Origin of the sequence: Nonomuraea sp. NPDC050328, from assembly GCF_044459405.1 — a bacterium.
Classification (GTDB): Bacteria; Actinomycetota; Actinomycetes; order Streptosporangiales; family Streptosporangiaceae; genus Nonomuraea.
This window is the reverse complement of sequence record NZ_JBITIW010000002.1, coordinates 77,307-101,001: the sequence shown is the minus strand read 5'-3', so window position 1 is coordinate 101,001 and position 23,695 is coordinate 77,307. Positions and strand designations below refer to the sequence as shown.

Genomic DNA, 23,695 nt, shown 5'->3' with positions numbered 1-23,695 from the left:
GGGCGGTGAGCTGGGTGATGGCCCGGCTGCCTGGCGTACGGCGGGCAGCCGGGCGTGGGTCAGGCGCCTCGGCGCAACCGGCCGGCGTAACGCGCTTCGAGCCGGAGGTTGTGCTCGTCGCCTTCCGGCACGTTGGCCGACAGGTAGATCGGCGGCACCTGCCCGGCGTCGACCTGGTCGCTGATCACCTGAGTGACGACGAGCTGGGCGAGCAGGGCGGAGGTGACGGTCGAGACGGCGCCGGTGGCGCCGCCCCCGGGCAGGGGCAGCAGGGCGTCGCCGTAGGGGGCGAGGTTGTCCAGGACGACGTCGGCCAGGTCGCAGAGCTTGAGGCCCGACGGGTGGCGCGAGACCGAGGCGCCGGCGTGCTGGAGCGAGGTGATCGCGATCAGGTCGTGGCCGCGTTCCTTCACCTGGGTGGCCAGCTCGACGACGACGCCGTTGACGCCGGAGTTGGAGATGACCACGAACAGGTCGGCCGGGTCGATGGGGGCCGCGGCCAGGATCTGGTGGGCGACGGCCGGGTCGCGTTCGAGGTCGTAGCGGTCGAGCTCGGTGCGGGCCGCCTTGCCGTACAGGTGGATGTCACGCAGGGCGAGGCGGTTGGTGGGCACCAGGCCGCCGGCGCGGCCGGCGATCTCCATGGCGATCGCCTCGGAGTGGCCGGAGCCGAAGGCCTGGATGACGCCGCCCCGGTCGAGCGCCCGGCCGACGAGGGTGGCGGCCTGGCGCACCGGCTGCTCGGGCAGCCGGTCGATCAGGACCTTGAGCTGCGCGAAGTAGTCATCCGGACTGGGGCTGGGCTGGGGGCTGCTGGCTGGGTTCATAACGATGACCTGTGACGGCTCTGACCGTCAGGTCGAACGCCTCCTTCGTCCGTTCGTGGGTGCGTTGCGCGACCGCGACGTAGACCACGTCGAGCACGAGCAACTGGGAGTGGATCGCGGCGAAGCCGTCGGCGCGGAAGGTGGTCTCCCGCGCGGCGGTGGACAGGACCAGCTCGGCGACCTCGGCCAGCGGCGAGCGCGGGTGCGAGGTGACCGCGACCGTGATCGCGCCGTGGCTGCCCGCCTCGGCCAGGACCTCGATGACCTCGCGGGTGCGCCCGCTGTGCGAGATGCCGATCGCCACGTCGCCCTGGCCGAGCAGCGCCGCGTCGGTGAGCGCGCTGTGCGCGTCCGACCTGCTCCAGGTCGGGACCCGGATGCGCTGGAGGCGGTACTCCATCTCGCCGGCGACCGCCGCGCTGCTGGCCACGCCGAACAACAGCACCCGCCCGGCGCTCTCGATGGCGCTCGCCACCTTCTCCACCGTGGCCAGGTCGAGTTGCGCCGCGGTCTCCTGGATCAGCCGGATGTCGCTGTTGGAGACCACGCCGAGCACCTTGTCGAGGCCGTCGCCGGGCAGGATCTCCTGGCCGATGTCGGTCTCCCAGTGCTGCCGCGCGGCGCGGCCGGTCTCCGTGGCCACCGCCACCCGCAGCTCGGCGTAGCCGCCGAAGCCCAGCGCCCGGCAGAACCGGGTGATGGTCGCGGTCGAGGTGCCGCTGCGCTCGGCCAGGTCGACGATGGTCATCCTGGCCGACTCGGCCGGGTCGTCCAGGATCACATCGGCGACCCGGCGCAACGCCTCGGGCAGGTCCTGCTGTTCGGACCTGATCCGGGAGAGTAGTTCCACTTGGTCCTCCTTGATGGTGAAAATTATGCTCAGCACCTAGCACCGTCAAGGGGTTTGCTCAATAATAATTGTCATGACCCTGGTTCTCGGCGTGGACGCCGGCGGCACCTCCTCCCGCGCCCTGGTGGCCGATCTGTCCGGCGCCGTGCTGGGCGAGGGGCGGGCCGGGTGCGGCAACCCGGCCGCCGCCGGCCCGCGCGCCGCGCTGGCCGAGCTCTCCGCGGCGGTACGGCAGGCGCTCGCCACGGTGGACCCGGTCCAGGTGAAGGCGGCGACCGTGGGCATGGCCGGGCTCGCCGGGGCGGGCGCGGACCTCGCGCTGGCCTTCCCGGTCGCGCCCGACTGCGTCGGTGACGTGGTCGTGGCCTTCGCCGCGGGCACCCCGGCGGCCTCCGGCACGGTGCTGATCTCGGGCACCGGGGCCATCGCGTCGAGGATCACCGGCCGCGTCCAGGGGCCGACCGCCGACGGGTACGGCTGGCAGCTCGGTGACGAGGGCTCGGCCTTCTGGCTGGGCCGTGAGGCCGCCCGCAGCGTGGTGCGCGGCGTGCCCGGGCGGCTGAGGGAGCTGGTGCTGCGCCATCTCGACGCGCCGGCGCTCGACCCCTACCCGCTGGCCGAGTACGTCGCCGTCGCCGTGCAGTCGGCGCCGCCGCTGGCCCTGGCCGAGCTCGCGCCCCTGGTCAGCCGGGCCGCCGCCGAGGGGGATCCGGTGGCGGCCGAGATCGTCGCCGATGCCGCGCGGCGGCTGGCCCGCACGCTGCGCGAGGTGCACGAGCCGGGCTCCCCCGTGGTTTTGGCCGGCAGCGTGCTCACCACCGAGGGGCCGGTACGGCAGGCCGTCCTCGGCCTGCTGGCCGCCGAAGAGGTGCACACCGCCGGACGCGGCGAGGCGGCGGCCGCCTGGCTCGCCGCCCGCACCCTGCTGTCCGAGACGGAGGCCACCCGCGTCCACCACCGCTTCCTCCCACCCGCGTAGAGCGGAAGCGGCCCGCGGTCACCGCCGCCCTCGCGGAACGGAAGCGAAGGCGGCCCTGCGGTCACCGTCGCTTCTTGCCGCCTTCGTAGAGCGGGTTGCCGGGGAGGCGGTCGCGGGTGACGAGCAGGGTCACCGAGTCGGCCGACCGCACCTGCGCGTCCCACACCCACCACCCGTCCCCCACCTGGGCCGGGTCGAGCGCCCGCAGGGTGTGCCCGTCCCCTTGCGGCACCACCAACTGGAAGCCGGCGGTGACACCACGCCGGGCCAGCTCGGGCCGCAGGTCGCCGACGGTGACCTCGTCCACCTTGACCCCCTCCAGCACCTCACCCTCCGCGTCGGCGGAGGCGGCGTTCTGGTACTGCTCCCCCGCCCGCGCCCGACGTCCGATCATCACCCACCCGTCGCCGGGAAAGCCGACCGGGAACCGCAGCTCCAGCCCACCGTCGGCCAGCGACTCGGAGAAGAACCCGTCGTCGGTCCCCGGCGGCGGCGCCATGCTGATCCGGAACACCTCGCCGACCCCGCTGGGCGAGACGGGCACCAGGTTGAGCGTCATCCGCACGCCCAGCGCGCGGAAGGCCTCGTTGAAGCGGGCGACGTCGGCGTACGGGTCCTTGACCACCCCGACCCACCAGTCGCCGCGCCGCTCCAGCGAGATGGCGGAGTTGGCGTAGGAGGTGGCGCGGGCCGGCTCGCCCGGCAGCACGACGGGGGTGAGCACGGCCGCCGTGGCCAGCGCGACGGCGACCGCCAGCCCGCCCACGAACCTGCGCCGCACGAGGCCGGCGCTCCGGCGCGGCGTCTCCCGCGTGACCGCCTCCAGCAATGCCCGGGCTCCGGGGCCCGTGGCCCGGCCGCGCAGGTCCTCGTCCCGCACCCGGGCCAGCTTCTCGATGCTCACAACGACTCCAATGCCAGGTGATGGACGGGCAGCCCGTCGCGGGCCAGCAGGCGGGCGAAGCGGCGCCGGGCCCGGTGCAGGCGGACGCGCACCGCGTTGCGCGAGATGCCGAGGACGGTGGCCAGCTCGGCGTGGTCGAGTCCCTCCCAGGCCAGTAACGACAGCAGTTCCCGGTCGGCCTCGGGCAGCTCGCGGAACAGCCGGGTGATCGCCGCCAGCTCGACGGAGGACTCCGGCGTGCCGAACGGCGAGTGGCCGCCGAACAGCTCGGCCAGCTCGGCGTCGAGCTCCGCCACGCGCTCGCGGCGGTTGTGGCGCTTGCGGCGCTGGCCGGCCAGGACCTTGCGGGCCACGCCGTACAGCCAGAGGCGGGCCTCGCCGTCGCGGGGCAGCCGGTCGATGCGGCGCCAGGCGATCAGGTAGGTCTCGGCGACCGCGTCGGCGGCGTCCTCCGGCCGGTCGCAGCGGCGGGCGGCGTAGCCGAGGAGTTGTTCGTAGGTGGCGTGGTAGACCGCCTCGAACCGCTCCCGGTCGGTTTCGATGCTCACACCCCTCCCATGCCGCGTTCCGCCCTAGCGTTTCACCCGCTTTCGAGGAGGGCGGCGCTGCCGTAGGAGCCGCCGAAGCCGGTGACGAGGGCCAGCGAGCGGCCTGCGCGCAGCTCGCGCACGGCCTGGGCGACGTTGTTGAGCCCGTGGACGTAGCCCTCGCTGAGCAGGCCGCCGTGCGGGTTGACCCAGGCGTGCCGCCGCTCCAGCAGGTAGGGGCCGGGCTCGCGGGTCAGGCCGAAGTCGGTGAGCTGGCGCGGCACCAGCCAGGAGTAGGCGTCGTAGAGCAGCGCGGCGTCCACGTCGGCCGGCCGGGCGCCGGAGGCGGACCAGAGCATGGGCGCGACGTAGGCGGAGAAGATCGTGGTGACGTCCGGGGCGCGGTCCATCGCCGAGCATCCCGGGCCGCCCGCGCGTACGACGGCGCGGATGCGGGGGCCGTCCAGCACGCCGCTGACCAGCAGGGCGCAGCCGCCGTCGCTCTCCTGGCAGCAGTCGGCGGCCCGCAGCGGCGAGCAGACGTACGGCAGGCGCAGGTAGTCGCCGAGCGGGAGCGGGTCGCGGCGTTGCGCGCGGGGGTTGGCGGCGGCGTTGGCCCTGGACTGGGCGACGACGGCGTGCAAATGCTCCTCGGTGAGGCCGGTGTCGTGCAGGTAGCGGGTGGCCGCCAGGGCGAACATCGGCAGCGGCCCGGCCAGGCCGTAGGGGCGGGTGTAGGCGTCCTGCCGGCCGGTGGGCAGCGTGGTGAGCCGCCGGCCGGAGCGCCCGTTCATCGCCCGATAAATCAGCACATGTCGCGCCAGCCCGCTGGAGATGAGCAGCGCGGCGTCGCCCAGGATCGAGGCGGTCTGGGTGCCGCCGCCCCAGATGTCGTTGTGCCAGCCCAGCCGCTCGATGCCCAGGGCGGCGGCGACGGCGACGGCCGGGGCGGAGTCGCCCAGGTGGTAGCTGAGCAGGGCGTCCACCTCGCGCGGCTCGATCCCGGCGTCCGCGCAGGCCAGGCGGCAGGCCCGCACGGCCAGCGCCTGCTCGCCCACGCCCGAGCGCCGGGAGAGCTCGGTCAGGCCGATCCCGGCGATCGCCGCCCGTCCCGCGAAGTCCTGCATGCCGCACGGTAACACGCAAGCGCTTGCTCGGTTAATCGTCCACTGCTGGATAGCCGTATTATCCAACGATGCGGATGTCCGAGCTCAGCACCCGGTCCGGGGTGGCCATCGCCACGATCAAGTACTACCTGCGCGAGGGCCTGCTCCCCCAGGGCGTCCAGCTCGCCGCCACCCGAGCCGCCTACGACGACAGCCATTTGCGCCGGCTGCGGCTGATCCGCGCCCTGCTGGAGGTCGGCCGGCTGCCGATCGCCTCGATCAAGAAGATCCTGGACGCGGTCGACGACGACAGCCTCCCCCTGCACGAGCTGCTCGGCACCGCCCACTACGCGCTCAGCCCGGCCGTGGAATCCGAGCCGGGCGAGGACTGGACGCTCGCCCGCCAGGCCGCCGACCGCCTGGTCGACGAGCTCGGCTGGGCGGTCGCGCCCGGCGCCCCGGCCCGCGACGAGCTGGCCCAGGCCCTGCTCCGGCTGCGCCAGCTCGGCCTCACCACCGACCTGCGGCCCTACGCCGAGCTCGCCGACCGGCTGGTCACCGAGGTCGAACTGCCCACCATCCCGCTCGACGGGCCGCGCGAGGCCGCCGTCGAGGCGCTCGTCCTGAACTCGGTGCTGTACGGCAAGGCCTTCGAGGCCCTGCGCCGCCTGGCCCAGGAGTCGGCCTCGGCGGCCCGCACCGCGAACGCGCCTCAGTCGCGGAGCTGAACCGGCCGTTTGAGCAACCAGAGCGCGGCCCGCTGCAGCAGCGTGCGGTGCACCTCGTTGTCGTAGGAGCGGGTGTCGTGCCCCAGGGCGTCGTAGACGACGCGGCCCCGCCGTACCGGACGGGCCCAGAGCACCGGATGGCCACCGCAGGTGGCCAGCGGCTTGACGTCGGGCAGCACATCGAGGTCGCTGTAGACCTCGTCCACCAGGTCGAAGTCGCGTAACCCGGCGACCAACGGGTGGTCGCCGCCGACCCGGACGCCGGCCCAGCCGAGCGGCGGGTGGTGCGAGCGGCCCCACTGCCAGCGCCCGCCGAGCACACGCGGCCAGCCCTGCCAGTCGTCGAAGCAGATCGCGGCGCTGTGCATGGCCAGCAGCCCGCCGCCGCGCTCCAGGTGGTCGAGCAGCGTGGTGCGGGCCTGCGGCGGCAGCCGGAAGGCCCACTGCGCGCGCTGGTCGGCGAAGCGGTCGCCGGTCATCTGCCAGCGCAGCGCGTTGACCGTGATGAGCTGGTACTCGGAAGGCTCGGCCAGGGCGCCGGGGATGTCCTCGGTGATCTCGGACTCCACGCCGACCTCGGCCAGCACCGCCGCCAGCGCCTCGGAGGTGGCCTGGAAGTCGTGGTAGAGGCCTCCAGACAGGATGAGATTTCTCGCCACGTCGCCAGCTCATCACGGACCGCCACCCAAATCCATGGCCGGAAGCGGCCGACCTATGATCTGGACCGTGGAGTTTGAGGAGCTTCGTCCGCTTCTGCTGGGCATCGCCTACCGGTTGCTCGGCAGCATGTGGGACGCCGAGGACGTCGTCCAGGACGCCTGGCTGCGCTGGCAGAGCGTGGACCGCGAGGAGGTCAGGGAGCCGCGCGCCTTCCTCACCACCGTCGTCTCGCGCCTGGCGCTCGACCAGTTGCGCTCGGCGCGGGTCCGGCGCGAGTCCTACACCGGCCCCTGGCTGCCCGAACCGGTGGCCACCGGCCAGATCGGCCCGCTGGACACCGCCGAGCTGCGCGACACCGTCTCCTTCGCCACGCTGCACCTGATGGAGCAGCTCACCCCGCCCGAGCGGGCGGTCTTCGTGCTGCGCGAGGCCTTCGAGTTCCCCTACGACCAGATCGCCGGGATCGTGGAGACCTCGGTGGCCAACTGCCGCCAGCTCCACCGCCGGGCCGCGACGCGGCTGGAGGAGGAGCGCGGCGGCCGGTTCAGCCCGTCGGAGGAGGAGCACGCCAAGCTGCTGGCGGAGTTCCTGCGGGCGGCCGGCGAGGGCGACCTCGACGCGCTCACCGGCTTCCTGCACGAGGAGATCACCTCGTGGAACGACGGCGGCGGCAAGGTGCGCTCCGCGCTGCGCCCGGTCACCGGCCGGGCCAACGTCGCCGCCTTCCTCGCCGGGCTCGTGCGCCGCTACGAGCTGGGCGAGGTCCGTCCGGTCCAGGTCAACGGCGAGACCGGCTTCCTGGTCGACATGGGAGAGCGGCAGCAGGTGGTCACCGTGTCGATGCGCGACGGGCTGATCCACGATCTCTACGTGGTGGCCAATCCCGACAAGCTCACCAGGGTTCTATAGTCCCCTCTATGGACCTCGGCATCGCGGGCAAGGTAGCCCTGATCACCGGCGGCAGCGCGGGCATCGGCCTGGCCGCCGCCAGGAGTCTGGCCCGGGAGGGCTGTCACGTCTGCGTCACCGCGCGCCACCCCGAGCGGCTCGCCGACGCGGTCGTGGAGTTGCAGGAGTACGGCACGACCGTGCACGGCATCCTGGCCGACGTGGAGGACCCGGCCTCGGCCGAGCGCGTCGCCGCCGAGACCCGCGAGGTGATCGGGCCGGTGGACATCCTGGTCGCCAACGCCGGCGGGCCGCCCGCCGGCCGCTTCACCGAGATGGACCTCGAGGCGTGGGACGTGGCGGTCCAGCGCAACCTGCTGGGCATCGTCCGGCTGATCCGCGCGGTGCTGCCCGAGATGGCCGGCCGCAACTGGGGCCGGGTCATCACGGTCACCAGCAGCTCGGTGCGCGAGGCTCTGGACGGCCTGGCCCTGTCCAACGCCACCCGCGCCGCGGTCGCCGGCGTCGTGCGCACGCTGGCCCGCGAGGTCGGCGGGCAGGGCGTGCTGGTCAACAACGTGCTGCCCGGCTCGATCGACACCGACCGGCTGCGCCAGCTGTCCGGCGGCGAGGAGGGGCTCAAGGCCCGCGCCGCCGACGTTCCGGTCGGCCGGATCGGCCGGCCGGAGGAGCTCGGCGACGTCATCGCCTTCCTCGCCAGCGAGCGCGCCTCCTACGTCAACGGGGTGTCCTTGCTCGTCGACGGGGGTGCCAGCCGCGTCATCGCCTGATCGGGACGACATGGCATCCTTGCAAGGGTGAGCGTGGACAAACCGATCATTGTGACCGTGGACGACGACCCCGGCGTTTCCCGCGCCGTGGCCCGGGACCTGCGCCGGAGGTACGGCCAGCAGTACCGGATCGTCCGCGCGGATGAGGCCGTGCAGGGCATCGAGGCGCTGCGCGAGATGCGCCTGCGCGGCGACGACGTCGCCGCGATCCTGGCCGACTACCGGATGCCCCAGCTCAACGGCGTGCAGTTCCTGGAGCAGGCCATGGACCTGTACCCCTTCGCCCGCCGGGTCCTGCTGACCGCCTACGCCGACACCGACGCCGCGATCCAGGCGATCAACGTGGTCGACCTCGACCACTACCTGCTCAAGCCGTGGGACCCGCCGGAGGAGAAGTTCTACCCGGTCATCGACGGCCAGCTCGACGCCTGGCAGCGGGCCGACCGGGTGCCGCCCGCGGAGCTGCGCGTGGTCGGCGATCGCTGGTCGGCCCCCTCCTACCGGGTGCGCGACTTCCTGGCCCGCAACCACGTGCCCTACCGCTGGATGCTGGCGGAGGAGCCGGAGGCGGCCCAGCTCGTGGCGGCCGTCGGCGAGGAGTGCCGGCTGCCGCTGGTGGTGACCGCGGAAGGCGAGACCCTGCAGGCGCCCGACCAGGCCACGCTGGCCGGCGCGGTGGGCCTGTCGACCACCCCGGCGACCGACTTCTACGACCTCATCGTGATCGGCGGCGGCCCGGCCGGGCTCGGCTCGGCGGTGTACGGCGCCTCCGAGGGGCTCAACACCGTGCTGGTCGAGGCGCACGCCTCCGGCGGCCAGGCCGGGCAGAGCTCCAGGATCGAGAACTACCTCGGCTTCCCCGACGGCGTCTCCGGCGGCCAGCTCGCCGACCGGGCCCGGCGCCAGGCGCTCAAGTTCGGGGCGGAACTGCTCACCGCGCGCAAGGTCACCGGCCTGGAGGCGCGCGGCCCGGCCAAGGTGGTCAGCTTCGCCGACGGCGAGGAGATCGCCGCGCACGCGGTCATCCTGGCCACCGGCGTCTCCTACCGGCGGCTGGAGGCGCCCGGGCTGGAGGACTTCGTCGGCCGCGGCGTCTTCTACGGCGCGGCGCTCACCGAGGCGCCGAGCTGCCAGGACAACGAGGTCTACGTCGTGGGCGCGGCCAACTCGGCCGGCCAGGCGGCCGTCTACCTGGCGGGATTCGCCAGCACCGTGCACTTGTTGGTGAGAGGTGACGGGTTGGAGAAGTCCATGTCCCATTACCTCATCGAGCAGATCGCCGGCATCCCGAACATCCAGGTGCACTACCGCGCCGAGGTGAGCGGGGCGGCCGGCGACGGGCACCTCGAACGGCTGACCCTGACCGAGCAGGGCGCCCGGCGCGAGGTGGACGCGCAGTGGTTGTTCGTGTTCATCGGGGCCGAGCCGTTCACCTCCTGGCTGGGCGAGACGGTCGAGCGCGACGGCAAGGGCTTCGTGCTGACCGGGCCCGACCTGGTGGCCGGCGGCCGTCGGCCCCGGCAGTGGCCGCTGCGGCGCGAGCCGTACTTCCTGGAGACCAACATCCCCGGGGTGTTCGCGGCGGGCGACGTGCGCGCCGACTCGATCAAGAGGGTCGCCTCCGCCGTCGGCGAGGGCGCGATGGCCGTGGCGCTGGTGCACCGGTACCTGGAGAAGCAATGATCACCGCTGACGAGCTCCGCAAGCTCTTCCTCTTCGAGAAGCTGTCGGACGAGCAGCTCGACCTGCTGCTGGGCAAGGGCGAGGAGCGCTTCTACGCCCAGGACGAGCTGATCGTCCGGCAGGGCGACGAGGCGACCTGCTTCTTCGTCCTGGTCGAGGGCGAGGTGCAGATGAGCACCGACACCACGACCGGGCCGGTGAACTCGCCGCGCACCGCCCACCCGGGCGTCTACGCCGGGGCGGTCTCGGCGTGGCTGGGCGAGCAGGCGCCGAAGTACTACCCGCACTCGTTGCGCGCCACCGCGCCGTCGCGGCTGTTCCTGCTGCCGGCCAAGAAGTTCGCGCACATCGTGTCGGAGTGGTTCCCGATGGCCACGCACCTGCTCCAGGGCATGTTCCTGGGCGGCAGGGCGCAGCGCGAGATCATCGACCGGCGGCAGCGGCTGGCCGCGCTCGGCCAGATCACCGCCGGCCTGACCCACGAGCTGAACAACCCGGCGGCCGCGGCCGTGCGCGCGGTGGGCGAGCTGCGCACGCTGATCCGCAACTCGCGGCTGCACCTGGCCGGGATGGCCGAGGAGGGCATCCCGCCGGAGCGGCTGCGCGCGCTGATCGACACCGTGGAGGCGTGCGCGATGGCGGTCGGCAAGCTGCCCAAGCGCAGCCCGCTGCAGATCGCCGACGCCGAGGACGAGCTGGGCGACGCCCTGGAGGAACTCGGCGTGGCCGAGGCGTGGGAGCTCGCGCCCGCGCTGGTCAACGCCGGGTTCACCCCGGAGACGATGGAGAAGGTCCGGCACAAGGTGGGCGAGGAGCACGCGGGCACCGCGCTGCGCTGGCTGGCCGAGGCGGTCGAGATCTCGCAGATGCTCAACGAGGTGACCGAGGCGACCGAGCGGATCAGCTCGCTGCTGGCCTCGGCCAAGCAGTACTCGCAGATGGACCGCGCCGCCTTCCAGCACGTGGACGTGCACGACCTGCTGGACAGCACGATCACCATGCTGCGCGGGAAGATCCCGCCGGACGTCAGCGTGGTCACCGACTACGATCGCACGCTGCCGGAGATCCCCGCCTACGCCGGCGAGCTCAACCAGGTGTGGACCAACCTGATCGTCAACGCGCTCGACGCGATGGGCGGCGAGGGCACGCTGACCGTCCGCACCGCGCACGACGAGGACGAGGCGATCATCGAGATCGGCGACACCGGTCCCGGGGTGCCGGAGGAGATCAAGGAGCGTATCTTCGAGCCGTTCTTCACCACCAAGACGGTGGGCAAGGGGACGGGGCTGGGGCTGGACATCTCCTACCGGATCGTCGCGGGCCGGCACGGCGGTGAGCTCAAGGTGCGTTCGGCTCCGGGCGACACGTGGTTCGAGGTACGGCTGCCGCTGCGCGAGACGGTGTGATTTGTTTTCTTTTGAAAGCTTTTCCGGGTGATGATCTTTACGCTATAACATCGCGTTATGCCGGATTTATCACCCCTGGGGCCGGGTGACCCGCAGGCCGTCGGCCGCTACCGCCTGCTCGGCGTGCTGGGGCGGGGCGGGCAAGGCACCGTCTACCTGGGCGAGGCGCCTGGCGGGCAGCGGGTGGCGGTCAAGATCCCGCACATGCCGGACACGCTGGACCAGGAGTGGCGGCCCCGGCTGGCCCGCGAGCTCGACCTCGCCCGGCGCACCGCCCCGGCCTTCACCGCGCGCATCGTCGAGGCGGACCTGGAGGCGGCTCCGCCGTACATCGTGAGCGAGTACATCGACGGGCCCAGCCTGCGGCGGGTGGTCGACTCGCGCGGACCCCTGGACCCGGACGCGGTGCACCGGCTGGCGGCGGGTCTGGCCACGGCCCTGGCGGCGATCCACCGCGAGGGCGTGGTGCACCGCGACGTCAAACCGGACAACGTGCTGATGGGGCCGGACGGGCCGCGGCTGATCGACTTCGGGATCGCCCGGGTGCCCGGCGGCACGATGACGGCGACCGGGGCGGTACTGGGCACGCCGCGCTACATGGCGCCCGAGCTGTTCGAGGGCGAACGGGTGGGCGCGCCGGCCGACGTGTGGGCGTGGGGCGCGACGGTCTGCTTCGCGGCGACCGGGCGTGAGGCGTTCGGCACCGGCGAGCTCGCCGCGATCATGCGGCGGGTGCTGACCGCCGAACCGGACCTCGCCGGGGTCGCCGAGCCGCTGCGCCCGGTGGTGGCGGCGGCCCTGGCCAAGCGGGCGGCCGACCGGCCCACCTCGGTGGAGCTGCTGTTGCGGCTGCTCGGCTCGAACGAGGAGACCACGGTGCGGCCGGCCGCGCGCCGGCGGCGGTGGCCGCTGGCCGCGGTCGCGGGAGCGCTCGCGGTGAGCGTCGCGGCCGGTGGCGGCTGGCTGGTGCTGCGCGGCACGGGCACCCCCGCCGCCGGACCGCAGACCGATGCGGGTGTCGCGGGCCGGCCGGTCACCGGCGAGCCGGTCACCGGGGAGCCAGTCACCGGGGAGCCGGTCACCGGGGAGCCCGCCGCGGGACAGCCGGGAAGCGGGGAACCCGCCGCGGCGCGGCGCGGGAGCGGGAACGAGCCCGGCGGGCAGGCCAAGGACCCGGTCACCGAGAGCGACGCCCGGGACGACCCCACGCCGGCCGAGATCACGTCCGGGCCGGTCCGGGCCTACTTCCATGTCTCCGCCGCAGAGCACGGCCGCCGCGGCGAGCGGTTGCGCGCGGCCGGGTTCCGCCCCGTGTCGATCTCCGTCACCGGCCGCGGCTACACCGCCCTGTGGCGCAAGGGTGGCGGCCCCAAGCTGGTCATGGCCCAGAACCTGACCGGCAAGCAGTACCAGGCCTTCTGGGATCGATGGACCGCCCGGGGCTACGCCGAGACGATCACCGCCGCCTACGGTCCGCCGCTGGCCGCCCGGTTCGCCACGGTCATGGAGGAGGTCGGGTCCAAGCATCAGTCGTACTTCGGCCTCACCCTGTCCGGTCTGCGCCGCCGCCACCAGGAGGCCGTCGAAGCGGGCTACGCCCTGCGGTCACTCACCGCGTACGGCACGCCGGCCGCGGTCCGCTACTCGGCGACCTGGCTGCCCGACGAGACCGGCGAGGAGACCACCCTGCTCACCGGGATGACGCGGGAGCAGCACCAGAGCCAGTTCGACCGGCGCGCCGGCTCCTCCGAACCCGCCCTGGTGATCGTCGGCCCGGACGACCGCTACGCGGCGCTCTACCGCCCCAGGCGGGCCGACTACCGCTCCCGCACGAGGATCGACGCCGCGCAACTGGCGGAGACGCTCGCCGCCTTCGCCAAGGAGGGATTCGCCCTGCAGCGGCTGCACGCGCTGGAGGTGCGGGGGAAGGTCACCTACACGGTGCTCGGCCGCAAGGCGGCCGGTTAAGCTGCCGCGATGGTGACAGCTCATGAGCAGATCGTCGGGTTCTTGCGGGAGTTCGCGCGGCGCCGGGCGCCTGAGGCGCGTCCGGTACCCGGTGGCTTCGCCGTGCTGGACGACGGGTATCCGGGGTCGTACGACGACAACAAGCTCGTGGTCTGGGCGGGCGACGACCCGCGGGCCGTGCTGGCGGCGGCCGAGCAGGCGCTGGGCGGGCGGGGGCACCGGTATGTGAGTGTGCTGGACGACGCGGTGGGTGAGGCGTTCCGGCCCGCGTTCGAGGCGGCGGGTTACGAGCACGGGGTGGACCTGCTGATGTGCCATCGGGGGCCGGTGCCGGATGCCCCCGATGCCGAGGCGGTCGAGGTGGACGCGTTGGCGGAGATGACGTGGCGGGGCTGGCGGGAGAGCCTGCCGGACGCGCCGGACGAGGTGGTCGACGGGCTGGTCGCCCGGGTGGAGCGGCGGGTGCGCGGGGCCGACCGGGTGGGCTTCCGGGCGGTGCGCGACGGGTCGGGGGAGATCGCGGCGCGGGCCGACCTGTACGTGCAGGACGGCGTGGCGGAGATCGCCGACGTGGTGACCGAGCCCCGCTTCCGGAAGAAGGGGCATGCTCGGGCCCTCGTGACGGCGCTGCTCGCCGAGGCGGGGCGGGCTGGGGCCGGGCTGGTCTTCCTGGTGGCCGACGACGCGGACTGGCCCAAGGAGTTCTACGGCCGCCTCGGCTTCGAGCCGGTCGGCCGCACGCACGGCTTCATACGGAGCTGACCCCCGGCTCAGACATGTGCGGCGCCGGGCCTGGGGTCAGGCGGGTGCGGTGCCGGCCTGAGGTCAGGCGGGGCCGAAGGCCGGACGCCAGGCGGCCCAGTCGATGTGCACCCGGGCCGCGTTGGCCGGGTCCACCCGCACCGGGACGACCGCGCCGGGCACGATCAGGCCCATCGGGATGCGCGGCAACGTCTGCCGGTGGGTCACCCGGTACGGCGCGGCGTCCCCCGGCCGGACCAGGAGGCCGAAGCTGACCAGCGGCTGGCCGTTGACCGTGACGCCGGTGTCGCCCATCGACTCCACCTCGGCCTCGCGGGGCAGGCCGGTGGTGAGAAGCTGGCGGCCCCGGATCGAGGCCAGCAGGAAGGGCAGGCCGACGGCCAGGAGAATGATCGTGGTGCCGGCGGTGATCGCGACGGCCATGACGATGCCGGTGGTGACCATCGAGCGGTCCCTTCGAGAAGTGCGTGAGTGTGCCTCCATAGAGATAGGGGCTCCGGGTTGCAGCACGCTTGCCCGGCGATTTCACGCCCGGTGCAAGCGGGGTCAGCAGTGGCCGGAGACCAGGCCCATCAGCCGCTCGGTGATCGCCGGGCCGTCCGCGCGCAGGCCGTTGTGCTCGTACTCGTTGGTGACCCAGACCTTGGTGTTGCCCACGCGGGCGGCGGTGTCGAGGGAGAGCTGGGCGTCGACGTACATGTCGTCGAAGTAGACCGCCGCCGCGACGGGCACCTCGTTGGCGGCCAGCCGTACCGGGTCGTAGAGCGGCGGCCAGTCGCTCTTGGCGGCGAGCAGCTCGGCCGCGCCCCGGAAGGGGCGCAGCGCCCGGATGTCGTCGAACATCCAGGAGTAGATCATCTCGCCGGTGAACATGTCGGGCTCGGTGAGCTCCGCGGGCAGCAGCCGGTCGGCTGCCCAGCCGGTCGCCTCGCCCTGCGCGTAGATCGACTCGTGCAGGACGGAGTAGAGCGGGTTGTCGTGGAAGCCGGTGGTGATCATCGTGTCGTACAGGAAGCCGGCCGACAGCCGCGAGCCCGACCAGGCCTCGTCGAGCAGCCAGTGGATCTTCTCCCAGCCGTCGCTCATGCCCAGGGCCATGCCGAGCGTGCGGAAGCGCGCCGGGGTGAGGCGGTCGCCGTCGGGCAGCAGCACCTCGGTCGCGGCGAGATGCTCGGCGATGCGCCGCACCCGCTCGCGGTCGGCCGGGTAGCGGCGGTAGTACTGCTCGATCTTGGATCGCACGCGGGGGTAGGTGCGGGCGTAGACCTCCTCGGCGCTCGCCTCCAGGCCGGCCAGCCCGCCGGTGACGTAGCAGGCGCGCAGGCCCTCCGGCGCCTGGGACAGGTAGGTCAGCGTGATGAAGCCGCCGTAGCTCTGGCCCCAGGTCTCCCACTTGTCCACGCCCAGCGCGCGGCGGATGTGCTCGGCGTCGGCGACGATGGCGTCGGCGCGGTAGTGGCTCAGCCGCCGGGCCAGCTCCTTGTCGTCGAGGCCCTCGACGGTGGCGGCGTTGAGCGGGGAGCTCCGGCCGGTGCCGCGCTGGTCGAGCAGGAGCAGCCGGTGGGTCTTCAGCACGTGCGCGAACTGCGCCGGGCCGCCCAGGCGGGGGGACTTGCCGCCCGGGCCGCCCTGGAGGAAGACCGCCCACGGCAGGTCGTCGCCGGCCTTGGCCGGGTCGACCACCTCGCGGGCGAACACGGTGAGCGCCGGGCCGTCCGGCTCGGCGTGGTCCAGGGGCACGGCGAACTCGTGGTCGATCGCGGTCAGACCAGGCATCGTCACTCTCACGCCCGCCACCCTAGGCCAACGCCCCGCCCTCTCCCCTCCGGCTCCCCTCCCTTCCCCCGTCACCCTGGGCCGACGCTCAGGCGGCCCTTGGCGGCGGCTCAGTCGGTGAAGTGGGCAGTGGCCTGGCGCCGCCGGTCGACCTGCAGTTGGAGGACGTCGGGCCGGCTGTAGTGCCCGGCCGGGTCGAAGTTCTGCCGCTCCCCCCGCACCGCCGCGAGGTCGAGGTCGGCGATCACCAGCCGCTCCTCCCCCGCCACCGGCTCGACCACCCACTCACCGTCCGGCCCGGCGATGGCCGAGCCGCCGTCGGCGCGCGGGCCGAGCTCCTTGAGCCGGTCGTAGAGCGGGAAATCAGCCGGCACGTCGGCATAGGAGAACAACGCCCCCGCCGCCAGCGACCACACCCGCCCCTCCCGGGCGATGAAGCGGGTGATGTCCCTGGTCAGCGCGGTCGACCCGGGCCACACCGAGATGTGCAGGTCGACGCCCTGGGCGTAGAGCGCCTGCCGGGCCAGCGGCATCCAGTTCTCCCAGCAGTTCAGGCCGCCCACCCGCACGCCCCGGAAGCTGTGCGCGCGCAGCCCGTGCCCGTCGCCGCTCCCCCAGACCAGGCGTTCCTCGAAGGTCGGCACGAGCTTACGGTGCGCGGAGACGACGCCCTCCTCCGGCGAGATCGCGACCAGCGTGCAGTAGACCGTGCCGCCGGACCGTTCGCTGATCCCCAGGTAGGTGAACACGCCCAGGTCGCGCACGGCCTCGGTGATCTGTGCCAGCTCCGGACCGCCGAGCTCCACCGCGGCGTCCAGGTAGGCGGCGTAGGCCCGTTTCTGGTCCGGGTCGTCGAACCGGGCGCCGTCGGTCCGCTCCACCCAGAAGGGGTAGCCGCTGAGGAACGTCTCGGGGAAGGCGACCAGCTCCACGCCCTGGCCGGCGGCGTCGTTCAGGAAGTCGAGCACCTTCGCGGTCCCGGCGGCCGGATCGAGCCACGGGCACCGCGCCTGGGCGGCGGCGATACGCATGGCGTGATCCTATAGCGCCTGATACGCTTCCCAAGCGAGCGCTTGGTTTACTGACGAGGGGCCGGACGCATGAGGTTCTCGACCTTCCACCTGTTCCACCGGTTCGACGGGCAGAGCTTCAAGGACGTCTACGACTACCACCTCGCCCTGATCGAGCTGGCCGAGGAGCTGGGCTTCGACGGGGTACGGCTGGCCGAGCACCACTTCCGCGACTACGGCGTCGTCCCCGACCTGTTCACGCTGCTCAGCCACGCCGCCGCGCGCACCTCCCGGCTCCGGCTGGGCACCGGCATCGTCGTCCTGCCCCTGCACAATCCGGTGCACGTCGCCGAGGCCGCGGCCATGGTCGACGTGCTCTCCGGCGGGCGGCTCGACCTCGGCATCGGCCGCGGGTACCAGAGCTTCGAGTTCGAGGGCTTCGGCGTCGACCTGGCCGAGGCGCGCGACCGGTTCAACGAGTCGCTGGAGGTCGTGCTGGGGTTGTTCACCCGGGAGTCCTTCCAGCACGAGGGCAAGTTCCACCGCACCGGCGAGATCTCGCTCACCCCCCGGCCGCTCCAGAGCCCGCACCCGCCGATCCACGTCGCCGCGGTCTCCCCCGAGACGGTCACCATGTACGCCGAGCGCGGCCTGCCCATCCTGGCCGACCCCGCGGCGACCTTCCGCAAGGTGGTCAAGGCCGCCGAGACCTGGCGCTCCATCGCCGGGACCGACCCGTACGGCGGGCTGATCGTCGCCCGCAGCGTCTACGTCGCCCCCACGCTGGAGCAGGCCCGCGAGGACCAGGCCCGGTTCGAGGCCTCCTTCGACCGCTCGCGCATCTTCAACGAGCGCAGCGCCCCCATCGACCCGCGCACCGGCCAGGCCGCCCAGGGGTTCGAGTACTACCAGGACCGCTACCTCAAGGGCGGCTCGGTCAGCAACGACTTCCGCTGGGAGCAACTGGAGGTCATCGGCGACCCCGGCCGGGTGATCGAGCAGATCTCGGTGCTGCGGGCGGCGGGGTTCGCCGAGGTGCTGTGCGACTTCGGCAGCACGCGGCCCATGCCGTTCGAGGAGATGGCCCGGGTCATGCGGTTCTTCGCCGCCGAGGTCATCCCCGCTTTCACCTGATACTTCATGATGTACGGCTTGCGCCGGCCGTACTGGCGCGAGCCCGGCCCGTCCAGGAGGCGCGATCATGCACTCACTGACCCTCTCCGACGTCCTCGCCGAGCACGCGCGCAGCCGCCCCGGCACGGTCGCGGTCGTCGACGGCGAGACGCGGCTGAGCTACCCCGAGCTCGACCGGCGCGTCGCCCTCCTGGCCTCCGCCCTGGCCGCGCGCGGCGTGCGGGCCGGGGAGCGGGTGCTGTGGCTCGGGCAGAACTCGCATGCCGTACTGGAACTGCTCCTGGCCTGCTCCCGGCTGGGCGCGATCTTCTGCCCGGCCAACTGGCGGCAGAGCACCGACGAGCTGCGTTTCGTCCTGGAGGACCTGGAGCCGCGCGTCGTGGTCTGGGAGCCCGCCGAGGCCGCCGAGCCCCTGTCCGGCGCGGAGTGGGTGCGCGCGGGGACCGACTATCAGACCTTCCTTCGAGCGGGCGGCCCGGCCGGCGAGCTGCCGGAGGTGCCGGACACCGAGCCCGTCCTGGCCCTCTACACCGCGGCCTTCGGCGGCCGACCCAACGCCGCCCTGCTGAGCAGCGCCGCGCTCCTGGCCCACAGCACGACCCTGATGACGGTCCGCCAGATGGAGCCGGGCTTCACCTTCCTCAGCAGCGGCCCGCTCTTCCACGTCGGGACGATGATGTTCTGCCTGGCCACCTTCCACCTCGGCGGCACGAACGTCTTCATGCCCGCCTTCGACCCCGACGAGCTCTGCCGGCTGGTGGACGCCGAGCGGGTCACCCAGGCGTTCCTGTTCGGCCAGATGATCGACGCGGTGACCGCCGCCAACGCCGGGGGCAAGTACGACCTGTCCTCGCTGCGGTTCGTCTCCCACTCCGCCGAGTGGGACGCGATGACGACCGTGGACGACTCCCCCTGGTGCCGGTCGAAGATGGGCGGCTACGGGCAGACCGAGGTCGGCGGCATGCTGACCTTCCTCGGGCTCGCGCCCGGCGGGGCCGGCTTCGCGGGGCGGCCGTCGCCGCTGGTCCAGGTCCGGTTGCTGGATCCGGACGGCGTGGAGGTGCCCGCCGGGGAGGTCGGCGAGATCTGCGCCCGCGGCAAGACCCTGTTCTCCGGATATTTCGCCCGGCCCGAGCTGAACACCGCTAAATCCGCTCATGGCTGGCACCACACCGGCGACCTGGGCCGCCGCGAACCCGACGGCACCCTCACCTTCATCGGCCCCCGCCTGCGCATGATCAAATCCGGCAACGAGAACATCTACCCCGCCGAGGTGGAGCGGGTCCTGAAGACCCACCCCGCCGTCGCCGACGCCGCCGTCATCGGCGTCCCCGACGAGCGCTGGCACCAGGCGGTCAAGGCCCTCGTCGTCCTCCGCTCGGAGGCGACCGAAGCAGACCTCGTCGAGCACGTCCGCGCGCACCTGGCCTCGTACAAGAAGCCCCGCGAGGTGGTCTTCGTCGACGCCCTCCCCAAGCAGGGCTTCACCCCCGACTACGACGCCCTCGACGCCGCCCACGGCGGAGGCGACTATCCCGGGACGTGATCACGCTGGTCTAGGGTGAGCCCTCGTGCCCACCCCCGAATGGCGGACCGTGATCCGCTGGCTGATCATCCGCGACGGCGGCGCCGACGTGCTCACCCTCGCCGGCGCCCTCCCGGAGACCGAGCTGCCCGGCCAGCTCGAGGAGGACGAGCCCGAGGTCCCGCTCGCCGCCCTCCGTGCCGCCACCGGCCTGCAAGCCGTCGTCCTGGCCCTCCACGCCCCTCTCCGGGACGAAGAGGGCGAGGTGCCGACCCGGCGCCTCACCTGGCTGGCCACCCTGCTCCCCGGCTCACCGCTCCCTCCGGAAGCCGCCTGGACCCGGCCCGACGCGCCCGCCGGACCGCCGGACTCCGGACCGCCCTGGACCTCGCCCGCCTGGCACGCCGAAGTCACGACCTGGCTCGCCGACGCCCTGGCCGCGCGAGGCGGCTCCCTGCTCGGGCCGCTCGTCCAGGTGCGGGTGTGGGAGCTGTCCAGCGTGCTGCGCGCCGCGACCTCGGGCGGCACGGTGTACGTGAAGTCCTCGATCGCCACTCCCCTGTTCGCCGAGGAGGGCACCGTCCTGGCCACCCTCGCCGAGCTCTTCCCCGGCCAGGTGCCGACGCTCCTGGCCGTCGACGCCGGTCGCCGCCTGGTCGCGCTCGACGAGTTCGGCCCCGAGGTCGGCAACACCGTCGAGGCCGAGACCCACGCCCGCGTCCTGGCCCAGTACGCCGACCTCCAGGTCGGCTCGGCGGCCCACCTCGACCGTCTCCTGGCCGCGGGCTGCCGGGACCGGACCCTCCCGTGGCTGGCCGGACAGGCGGCCACCTGGCCGCTTGCCCTGGACCCCGACCGGCCGCGGTACGGCTGCGCCGCCGAGGACTGGCTTACCCCGCAGGAGGTCGAGGCGGTGCACGCCCTGGCGCCGGAGCTGGCCGAGGCCGCCGAGCGGCTGGCGGGGTACGGCTTGCCGGACAGCCTGGTCCACGGCGACCTGCACCTGGGGAACGTGGCCACGGCGGGCGAGCGGTACCTGTTCTTCGACTGGACCGACGCCGCGGTGGGACACCCGTTCCTCGACCTGATCTCGCTCTACTGGCAGCACAGCGAGGACGTGCGCGACGCCTACCTTTCCCGCTGGACCGCCTACGGCCCCTCGACCGCCTGGTCGAGGCCTGGCGGCTGGCCAAACCGCTGGCGGCCTTCAACCAGGCGCTCAGCTTCGACGCCATCGCCGAGGTCCTGCCCGCCGGGAGCAACCCACAACTGCCGGCGATGACCGCGAGGTGGTTGCGCCGTATGCTGGCCGGCCGCCGGGAGGAGTGAGCCCGCCCGCGGAAACCGTCGGCCCCGTCTGGCACTCTTGCTGCCATGGCCCAGCGGAAACTGTCGGCCCCGTCTGGCACTCTTCCTGCCATGGCCCAACCGCTCAAGGACCTGATCAACGAACGCTCCGTCGGCCTCCTGGCCGACGGGGTGGCCGCCGCGTGGTCCCCCTTCCCGCGCGACCGCTTCGTCACCGACTCCCTGAGCGGCCTGCCCGGTCTCGAGCTGAAGGACCGGGTCCGCCACGTCGCCGGCTGCCTCCACGCCGGTCTGGCGTTGCCCTTCCCGCAGGCCGCCGCCGTGCTGGCCGACGCCGCCCGTGCGGTGCCGCTCGACCTGTGGAGCGGCTGGCCCGCGACCGACTACCTCGCGCTCCACGGCCTCGACCATCTCGACGCCGCCATGTCCGCCATCGCCGTGCTCACGCCCCACTCCACCGGCGAGTTCGCCGTCCGCCCCTACCTCACCGCCCACCGTGAGGCCGCGCTGCGGATCATGTACGGCTGGGCCGAATCCCCCGACGAGCACCTGCGCCGGCTGGCCTCCGAGGGCACCCGGCCCCGCCTGCCCTGGGGCGCCCAGGTCCGCTGGCTCATGGAGCCCGGCCCGACCCTGCCCCTGCTCGGGCTGCTGCGCGACGACCCGAGCGAGTACGTCCGCCGGTCCGTCGCCAACCACGTCAACGACTTCGCCAAGACCCACCCCGAGCGCACCCTGGAGCTCCTGGGCGGCTGGCGGGACGCCGGCGGCTCGCACGTCGAGCGGGTGTTGCGGCACGCCCTGCGCGGCCTGCTCCGCTCCGGCCACCCCGGCGCCCTCGACCTCGTCGGCGCCGTCCCCGGCAACGGCGTCATCGACTCCTTGTCGCTGGCCGGAGACACGGTCGCCGTCGGCGACTCCCTCCCCTTCACCGTCGTCCTGCGCGCCGACGGGCCGGGGCCGCTCATCCTGAAGTACACCGTCACCCGAGACGGCTCCCGCCGCACCTTCCACCTCGCCGAACGCCTCGCCACGACCCGCGGCGAGACCTTCACCGTGCGCAAGCGCCACTCCTTCCGCCCCGTCACCACCCGCCAGGAACCCCCCGGCCCCCGCACGCTGGACATCATGGTCAACGGCCGCCTCCGCGCCACCGCCCACTTCACCCTCACCCCGGCCTCAGACGCCTGACCTCACTTCGTGAACCGCTCGTCCAGGACTTCCAGGTCGGCCAGGGCGCGGTCCACTTCGGCGGCGCCGTCCAGGGTCGGGTCGTCGGCCCAGTCGAACCACACGGCCGAGATCACTCCCATGATCGCTCCGGTGACCGCTCGCAGGTCGACGGGGTCTCGGGACAGGCGTTCGGCTAGCAGGGTTCGCAACGAGGTGCTTGCTGAGGTGATGTTCCGCAGGCTGGCGGACCAGAGCTCGGGCACGGTGATCATGAGGAGCTCGCGTTCCACGCTCTCGGCGAGGTGGTCGGGGTCCTGTTCGGCGGTCACGCTCCGGATCGCCTGCCGTACCGCGGCCACGGGGCCCAGCTCGGGCGGCGCGGCGCGGAGGGCGGCGGTGAAGGCGGGCAACTGGTCGACCAGGACGAGGTCTTCCTTGGACGGGAAGTAGCGGAAGAGCGTGCTGGGCGAGACCTCGGCCGCCTCGGCGATCTGCTCGACGGTGGTCGCGGCGTAGCCGTGTTCGCGGAAGAGCCGGAGCGCGGCACGCTGGATGAGCGCCCTGGTCTGGGCCTTCTTGCGCTCCCGGAGAGTCATGGAGTGAATTGTCCTCCCCTTGCTCAGAGGATGGCGAGGGGGTTGATCGGGCTGGCGGTGCCGCCGACCAGGCGGAGGGGGGCGAGTACGAACACGAACTCCGTCCTGCCGGTGGCGGCGAGGTCTTCCAGCCAGAGGAGTTCGGCCAGGTGGATGCCGTGGCGGTGCAGGAGGATGAGGTGGAGGTCGTCCTCCAGGGGCTCGTCGGCCAGGCCCTGGGGGTTCAGGCCGCCGATGGCGGCGTTGTCGCAGGCCACCACCGCCACGTCACGTTCGGTCAGCCAGCGGGCGGCGTCCGCGGCCAGACCGGGCTGGCCGTCTCGGGAGTAGGCGTCGGGTGAGCGGTCCCAGACCTGCGGCCAGCCGGTACGGATCACCACCGCGTCCCCAGGACCCACTGCGACCGCGGCACCCCTCGTGTTCGGTGAACCCGCCTCTACCCCACCACTCACCGCACCCTCAGGGCCCGCCGCCTCCCCGGCACCACCCGCCGCGGCGCGGCTCTCCGTGCCTCCGAGGCCTCCAGCGAGCTCGGCGCCACCCGCCCCCGCCCCTGGGTGCTCGGCCATCTCGGTGAGGAGGGTGGCGGGGATGCGGAAGTCGGCGGGAAGGTGGTCGAGGCCCAGGTAGGCGGGGACGTCGAAGAAGACGCCGCGGGTGACGACGCCGCCGACGTGCTCGATGCCGCAGCGGCGGGCCCCGTAGGAGTGGACCTGGGCGGCGGGGTGGCCGTTGTACAGCTCGTCGCCGGACCACATGTGGCAGAGGGCGTCGAGGTGGGTGGTGGTGCCGTGCGGGGAGACGATCAGGGTGTCGTCGGCCATGCGGAGCCCGGCGCCGACGGGGCGGGTCCCGGCGGCGAAGTCGGCGCCGTCGATGGACATGTAGTGCTGCGGCTCGGGGCGGCCGGGCAGGCGGGGGCGGCCGCGACGGATGGGCATGCCGAGGCTGAGCACCTCGCCGGTGACGGCGTGGGACAGGGCGGCGAGGACGTGGGGGCCGGTGAGCAGGTTGAGGGTGCCCCGCTGATCCTCTGGGCCGAAGCGGCCCCAGTTGTTAGGCTCGTGAACCAAGTAAGCGCTCGCTTCCACGTG

The 23,695-nt window shown here is 73.2% G+C and carries 23 protein-coding genes; 12 read left to right on the top strand and 11 right to left on the bottom strand.

Going from position 1 to position 23,695, the window contains the following annotated elements:
• Nucleotides 1-59: 59 nt before the first annotated feature.
• Nucleotides 60-827 carry a sugar isomerase domain-containing protein gene (locus ACIBG7_RS06580; RefSeq protein ID WP_397335425.1) on the bottom strand — a complete coding sequence of 256 codons (768 nt, stop codon included), beginning with the start codon at nucleotides 825-827 and terminating at the stop codon, nucleotides 60-62.
• On the bottom strand, nucleotides 784-1,677 hold the full coding sequence (locus tag ACIBG7_RS06575) for a MurR/RpiR family transcriptional regulator (RefSeq protein WP_397335423.1): 894 nt from the start codon (nucleotides 1,675-1,677) through the stop codon (nucleotides 784-786). The genes ACIBG7_RS06580 and ACIBG7_RS06575 overlap by 44 nt, the downstream gene beginning before the upstream one ends.
• A 73-nt stretch (nucleotides 1,678-1,750) precedes the next feature.
• Between ACIBG7_RS06575 and ACIBG7_RS06570 the strand changes: the two genes are divergently transcribed.
• Nucleotides 1,751-2,656, top strand: coding sequence for a BadF/BadG/BcrA/BcrD ATPase family protein (locus ACIBG7_RS06570; RefSeq protein ID WP_357932858.1), 906 nt, complete (start codon nucleotides 1,751-1,753; stop codon nucleotides 2,654-2,656).
• Between the two features lie 61 nt (nucleotides 2,657-2,717).
• Here ACIBG7_RS06570 and ACIBG7_RS06565 read toward each other — a convergent pair whose 3' ends face one another.
• Genes ACIBG7_RS06565 through ACIBG7_RS06555 form a run of 3 tightly spaced genes read right to left on the bottom strand, consistent with a single transcriptional unit; the run spans nucleotide 2,718 to nucleotide 5,214 of the window.
• Entirely contained in the window at nucleotides 2,718-3,560 is an 843-nt protein-coding gene (locus ACIBG7_RS06565) for a hypothetical protein (RefSeq protein WP_397335421.1), read from the bottom strand.
• Nucleotides 3,557-4,108: a sigma-70 family RNA polymerase sigma factor gene (locus tag ACIBG7_RS06560; RefSeq protein WP_357932864.1), complete on the bottom strand. Its 552-nt coding sequence runs from the start codon at nucleotides 4,106-4,108 to the stop codon at nucleotides 3,557-3,559. Before ACIBG7_RS06560 ends, ACIBG7_RS06565 begins: the two co-directional genes overlap by 4 nt.
• A gap of 32 nt (nucleotides 4,109-4,140) precedes the next feature.
• Complete coding sequence (locus tag ACIBG7_RS06555) at nucleotides 4,141-5,214, bottom strand: acetyl-CoA acetyltransferase (protein ID WP_397335420.1); 1,074 nt, start codon at nucleotides 5,212-5,214, stop codon at nucleotides 4,141-4,143.
• A 68-nt stretch (nucleotides 5,215-5,282) separates the two neighbouring features.
• Between ACIBG7_RS06555 and ACIBG7_RS06550 the strand changes: the two genes are divergently transcribed.
• A complete protein-coding gene (locus ACIBG7_RS06550; protein WP_397335419.1) occupies nucleotides 5,283-5,921 on the top strand; it encodes a MerR family transcriptional regulator in 639 nt (212 codons plus the stop codon).
• Here the strand turns inward: ACIBG7_RS06550 and ACIBG7_RS06545 are convergent.
• Nucleotides 5,906-6,580 carry a ThuA domain-containing protein gene (locus tag ACIBG7_RS06545; RefSeq protein WP_397335417.1) on the bottom strand — a complete coding sequence of 225 codons (675 nt, stop codon included), beginning with the start codon at nucleotides 6,578-6,580 and terminating at the stop codon, nucleotides 5,906-5,908. The two genes, ACIBG7_RS06550 and ACIBG7_RS06545, sit on opposite strands and share 16 nt — an antisense overlap.
• Nucleotides 6,581-6,647: 67 nt before the next feature.
• Here ACIBG7_RS06545 and ACIBG7_RS06540 point away from each other — a divergent pair, with 67 nt between their 5' ends.
• Genes ACIBG7_RS06540 through ACIBG7_RS06515 form a run of 6 tightly spaced genes read left to right on the top strand, consistent with a single transcriptional unit; the run spans nucleotide 6,648 to nucleotide 14,079 of the window.
• Nucleotides 6,648-7,490 carry an RNA polymerase sigma-70 factor gene (locus ACIBG7_RS06540; RefSeq protein ID WP_357932875.1) on the top strand — a complete coding sequence of 281 codons (843 nt, stop codon included), beginning with the start codon at nucleotides 6,648-6,650 and terminating at the stop codon, nucleotides 7,488-7,490.
• Nucleotides 7,491-7,498: 8 nt separating this feature from the next.
• Nucleotides 7,499-8,260: an SDR family oxidoreductase gene (locus ACIBG7_RS06535; protein ID WP_357932878.1), complete on the top strand. Its 762-nt coding sequence runs from the start codon at nucleotides 7,499-7,501 to the stop codon at nucleotides 8,258-8,260.
• Between the two features lie 27 nt (nucleotides 8,261-8,287).
• Entirely contained in the window at nucleotides 8,288-9,943 is a 1,656-nt protein-coding gene (locus ACIBG7_RS06530) for an FAD-dependent oxidoreductase (RefSeq protein WP_357932880.1), read from the top strand.
• Complete coding sequence (locus tag ACIBG7_RS06525) at nucleotides 9,940-11,349, top strand: ATP-binding protein (protein ID WP_357932883.1); 1,410 nt, start codon at nucleotides 9,940-9,942, stop codon at nucleotides 11,347-11,349. Before ACIBG7_RS06530 ends, ACIBG7_RS06525 begins: the two co-directional genes overlap by 4 nt.
• Nucleotides 11,350-11,406: 57 nt before the next feature.
• A complete protein-coding gene (locus ACIBG7_RS06520; protein ID WP_397335416.1) occupies nucleotides 11,407-13,317 on the top strand; it encodes a protein kinase in 1,911 nt (636 codons plus the stop codon).
• Between the two features lie 9 nt (nucleotides 13,318-13,326).
• Complete coding sequence (locus ACIBG7_RS06515) at nucleotides 13,327-14,079, top strand: GNAT family N-acetyltransferase (protein WP_397335414.1); 753 nt, start codon at nucleotides 13,327-13,329, stop codon at nucleotides 14,077-14,079.
• A 63-nt stretch (nucleotides 14,080-14,142) separates the two neighbouring features.
• Here the strand turns inward: ACIBG7_RS06515 and ACIBG7_RS06510 are convergent, their stop codons facing one another.
• From ACIBG7_RS06510 to ACIBG7_RS06500, 3 genes are all read right to left on the bottom strand, one after another.
• Nucleotides 14,143-14,523 (bottom strand): hypothetical protein, encoded by a 381-nt coding sequence (locus ACIBG7_RS06510; RefSeq protein ID WP_397335412.1) that lies wholly within the window; start codon nucleotides 14,521-14,523, stop codon nucleotides 14,143-14,145.
• A gap of 102 nt (nucleotides 14,524-14,625) precedes the next feature.
• Nucleotides 14,626-15,867 (bottom strand): alpha/beta fold hydrolase, encoded by a 1,242-nt coding sequence (locus ACIBG7_RS06505; RefSeq protein ID WP_397335411.1) that lies wholly within the window; start codon nucleotides 15,865-15,867, stop codon nucleotides 14,626-14,628.
• Nucleotides 15,868-15,965: 98 nt separating this feature from the next.
• Nucleotides 15,966-16,886, bottom strand: a complete 921-nt coding sequence (locus tag ACIBG7_RS06500) for a carbon-nitrogen hydrolase family protein (protein ID WP_397335410.1) — start codon at nucleotides 16,884-16,886, stop codon at nucleotides 15,966-15,968.
• A gap of 69 nt (nucleotides 16,887-16,955) precedes the next feature.
• On the opposite strand from ACIBG7_RS06500, the gene ACIBG7_RS06495 reads away from it, so the two are divergent.
• The 4 genes from ACIBG7_RS06495 (at nucleotide 16,956) to ACIBG7_RS06480 (ending at nucleotide 22,023) form a co-directional block, all read left to right on the top strand.
• The gene (locus ACIBG7_RS06495; RefSeq protein ID WP_397335409.1) at nucleotides 16,956-17,999 is read left to right on the top strand and encodes an LLM class flavin-dependent oxidoreductase; all 1,044 of its coding nucleotides are present in this window, start codon (nucleotides 16,956-16,958) and stop codon (nucleotides 17,997-17,999) included.
• 67 nt (nucleotides 18,000-18,066) lie between these two features.
• Nucleotides 18,067-19,545, top strand: a complete 1,479-nt coding sequence (locus tag ACIBG7_RS06490; protein WP_397335408.1) for an AMP-binding protein — start codon at nucleotides 18,067-18,069, stop codon at nucleotides 19,543-19,545.
• 25 nt (nucleotides 19,546-19,570) lie between these two features.
• Nucleotides 19,571-20,806 carry a phosphotransferase gene (locus ACIBG7_RS06485; RefSeq protein WP_397335407.1) on the top strand — a complete coding sequence of 412 codons (1,236 nt, stop codon included), beginning with the start codon at nucleotides 19,571-19,573 and terminating at the stop codon, nucleotides 20,804-20,806.
• 137 nt (nucleotides 20,807-20,943) lie between these two features.
• Nucleotides 20,944-22,023 (top strand): DNA alkylation repair protein, encoded by a 1,080-nt coding sequence (locus ACIBG7_RS06480; RefSeq protein ID WP_397335406.1) that lies wholly within the window; start codon nucleotides 20,944-20,946, stop codon nucleotides 22,021-22,023.
• Between the two features lie 2 nt (nucleotides 22,024-22,025).
• On the opposite strand, the gene ACIBG7_RS06475 is transcribed toward ACIBG7_RS06480, so the two are convergent.
• Both ACIBG7_RS06475 and ACIBG7_RS06470 read right to left on the bottom strand, forming a co-directional pair.
• Nucleotides 22,026-22,601 (bottom strand): TetR/AcrR family transcriptional regulator, encoded by a 576-nt coding sequence (locus ACIBG7_RS06475; RefSeq protein ID WP_397335405.1) that lies wholly within the window; start codon nucleotides 22,599-22,601, stop codon nucleotides 22,026-22,028.
• 23 nt (nucleotides 22,602-22,624) lie between these two features.
• Nucleotides 22,625-23,674: a cyclase family protein gene (locus ACIBG7_RS06470; protein WP_397335404.1), complete on the bottom strand. Its 1,050-nt coding sequence runs from the start codon at nucleotides 23,672-23,674 to the stop codon at nucleotides 22,625-22,627.
• Nucleotides 23,675-23,695 lie beyond the last annotated feature (21 nt).

Bases quoted from the DNA above. Each gene is read 5' to 3' on its own strand.
- ACIBG7_RS06475 (WP_397335405.1), bottom strand. From the start codon at position 22,601: ATGACTCTCCGGGAGCGCAAGAAGGCCCAGACCAGGGCGCTCATCCAG.
- ACIBG7_RS06555 (WP_397335420.1), bottom strand. From the start codon at position 5,214: ATGCAGGACTTCGCGGGACGGGCGGCGATCGCCGGGATCGGCCTGACC.
- ACIBG7_RS06550 (WP_397335419.1), top strand. From the start codon at position 5,283: ATGCGGATGTCCGAGCTCAGCACCCGGTCCGGGGTGGCCATCGCCACG.
- ACIBG7_RS06490 (WP_397335408.1), top strand. From the start codon at position 18,067: ATGCACTCACTGACCCTCTCCGACGTCCTCGCCGAGCACGCGCGCAGC.
- ACIBG7_RS06580 (WP_397335425.1), bottom strand. From the start codon at position 827: ATGAACCCAGCCAGCAGCCCCCAGCCCAGCCCCAGTCCGGATGACTAC.
- ACIBG7_RS06480 (WP_397335406.1), top strand. From the start codon at position 20,944: ATGGCCCAACCGCTCAAGGACCTGATCAACGAACGCTCCGTCGGCCTC.
- ACIBG7_RS06510 (WP_397335412.1), bottom strand. From the start codon at position 14,523: ATGGTCACCACCGGCATCGTCATGGCCGTCGCGATCACCGCCGGCACC.
- ACIBG7_RS06520 (WP_397335416.1), top strand. From the start codon at position 11,407: ATGCCGGATTTATCACCCCTGGGGCCGGGTGACCCGCAGGCCGTCGGC.
- ACIBG7_RS06495 (WP_397335409.1), top strand. From the start codon at position 16,956: ATGAGGTTCTCGACCTTCCACCTGTTCCACCGGTTCGACGGGCAGAGC.
- ACIBG7_RS06515 (WP_397335414.1), top strand. From the start codon at position 13,327: ATGGTGACAGCTCATGAGCAGATCGTCGGGTTCTTGCGGGAGTTCGCG.
- ACIBG7_RS06570 (WP_357932858.1), top strand. From the start codon at position 1,751: ATGACCCTGGTTCTCGGCGTGGACGCCGGCGGCACCTCCTCCCGCGCC.
- ACIBG7_RS06535 (WP_357932878.1), top strand. From the start codon at position 7,499: ATGGACCTCGGCATCGCGGGCAAGGTAGCCCTGATCACCGGCGGCAGC.
- ACIBG7_RS06500 (WP_397335410.1), bottom strand. From the start codon at position 16,886: ATGCGTATCGCCGCCGCCCAGGCGCGGTGCCCGTGGCTCGATCCGGCC.
- ACIBG7_RS06525 (WP_357932883.1), top strand. From the start codon at position 9,940: ATGATCACCGCTGACGAGCTCCGCAAGCTCTTCCTCTTCGAGAAGCTG.